Source organism: Streptomyces sp. NPDC059853 (genome assembly GCF_042731495.1).
Lineage (GTDB): Bacteria > Actinomycetota > Actinomycetes > Streptomycetales > Streptomycetaceae > Streptomyces.
Window position 1 is genome coordinate 1 of record NZ_JBHWJL010000520.1, and the last position, 1863, is coordinate 1863.

Below are 1863 nucleotides of genomic sequence, written 5' to 3' on the forward strand. Positions count from 1 at the left end.
ATCGCTTTGCGGGGTGGGGGGGTGGGCGGGGTTGGCAGCCCCCCCCCCCCCGACCCGTCCCCGCCCGTCGCGTCGGGGTGGCCGCTCAGCCGGCCCTGCGGTAGTCGGCGCCGTCGCGGGTGCGGATGAGCAGCCCGGATTCCACCAGGTAGCGGCGGAGGGCGGGGGCGTCGTCGTGGACGGTGCGCAGGGCGGCGTTGACCTCGGGTTCGCGGTAGGAGCGGCCGGGTGCGAAGAGGGTGTCCGCGAGGTGGGCGAGCAGTTGTCCGCGCCGGGCGCTGCGGCGCGGGATGGCGATCAGCCGCCCCCGGTTGAACAGGGCGGTCACATCGTGGGCGGTGCCGGTGGGGTCGTCCGTCATGAGCGGAAGGGTGGCAGCGGGGCGCCGCGTCGGCAACGTGTTTTGCGCGGCCGCCGGGGGCGGGTGTACTGGGGCGATGCGGGAGGAGGAGGTACCGGAGTGGGTGCCGCCCATGCTGGCGGTGGAGGGTGAACCGCCGGTGGGCGGCCGGTGGGGGTACGAGTTCAAGTGGGACGGTTACCGGTGCTGTCTGCGGATCGGCGCGGGCGGCGGGGTGCGGGCGACGAGCCGGGCGGGGAACGACTTCACCGGCCGCTATCCGGAGCTGGCGGAGATCGGCGCGGGCCCGGTGGTGCTGGACGGGGAGATCGTGGCGCTGGACGCGGCGGGGCGGCCGGACTTCGGGCTGCTGCAGCGGCGGGCCAGGCCGCCGTTCACGCCGGTGGTGTTCTTCGCCTTCGACGTGCTGTGGCACCGCGGGCGGTCACTGCTCGCCGAGCCGTACCGGGAGCGGCGGGCGGTGCTCGACTCGCTGGCCCGGGTCGCCCCGGAGCGGCTGGCGGTTCCGCCGTACGTGCCCGGGTCGGCGGCCGATCCGGGTGAGCTGCTGGAGGTGGCGCGGGCGAACGGGCTGGAGGGGCTGGTGGCCAAGCGGCTGGACTCGCCGTACCGGCCGGGGCGCCGTTCGGCGCTGTGGGTGAAGAAACCGCTGGTGCGCACCCAGGAGGTGCTGATCGGCGGCTGGCAGCCGGGGGCGGGGCAGCGCGGGGGGACGATCGGTTCGCTGCTGGTGGGCGCGTACGGCGAGGGCGGCGGGCTGCGGTATCTGGGGCGGGTGGGGTCGGGGTTCACCCGGGGGATGCTGGCCGAGCTGCTGGAGCTGCTGGAGCCGCGCGCCCGGGACCGGCCGCCGTTCGCCGGCGCGGTGCCGGCCGCGCACGCGCGCCGGGCCCACTGGGTGGACCCGGCGCTGGTGGGTGAGGTGGCCTACCGGGCGTGGACCCGGGACGGGCGGCTGCGGCAGCCGTCGTGGCGGGGGCTGCGGCCGGACAAGGCTCCCGGGGAGGTGACGGTGTCCGGGCCGCCGCTCACTCCTTGACCGATCCGGCGTTGGCGCCCCGGATGAAGTAGCGCTGGAAGCAGAAGAAGAGGATGGCCACCGGGATGGTGGACAGCGCCGCCGCCGCCAGCTTGAGGGGGTACTGGGTGCCGCTGCCCAGCCCGCCGGCGACGAAGCGCGCCAGGCCGGTGGTGAGGGTCTCGTACTGGGCGGACTGGGTGGAGACCAGGAAGTGGGTGAACTCGTTCCACGAGCCCTGGAAGGAGAGGATGGTGAGGGTGATGAGCGCGGGCCTGGCCATGGGCAGCACGACCGACCAGTAGATCCGGAAGACCCCGGCGCCGTCGATCCGGGCGGCTTCCTCGACCTCTCTGGGCACGGATTCGAAGAACTGCTTCATGATGAAGATCCCGGCCGCGTCCACCAGGAGCGGGATCACCATGCCCGCGTAGGTGTCGAACATGCCGAAGGTGGACAGCACCAGGAACTTGGGGATCAGCAG

General features: G+C 74.2%; 3 protein-coding genes. 1 reads left to right on the top strand and 2 read right to left on the bottom strand.

Translation table 11 applies throughout. The annotated features are described in order from the left end of the window. Positions 1–85: 85 nt before the first annotated feature. The gene (locus tag ACFV5N_RS27490) at positions 86–361 is read right to left on the bottom strand and encodes a DUF2087 domain-containing protein (protein ID WP_385605156.1); all 276 of its coding nucleotides are present in this window, start codon (positions 359–361) and stop codon (positions 86–88) included. A 76-nt stretch (positions 362–437) separates the two neighbouring features. Between ACFV5N_RS27490 and ligD the strand changes: the two genes are divergently transcribed. Continuing rightward, positions 438–1400 (top strand): non-homologous end-joining DNA ligase, encoded by a 963-nt coding sequence (gene ligD / locus ACFV5N_RS27495; RefSeq protein WP_385605158.1) that lies wholly within the window; start codon positions 438–440, stop codon positions 1398–1400. Here ligD and ACFV5N_RS27500 read toward each other — a convergent pair. Next, positions 1390–1863 (bottom strand): carbohydrate ABC transporter permease (locus ACFV5N_RS27500; RefSeq protein ID WP_385605161.1); only part of this gene is annotated, 474 nt, incomplete at its 5' end. The two genes, ligD and ACFV5N_RS27500, sit on opposite strands and share 11 nt — an antisense overlap.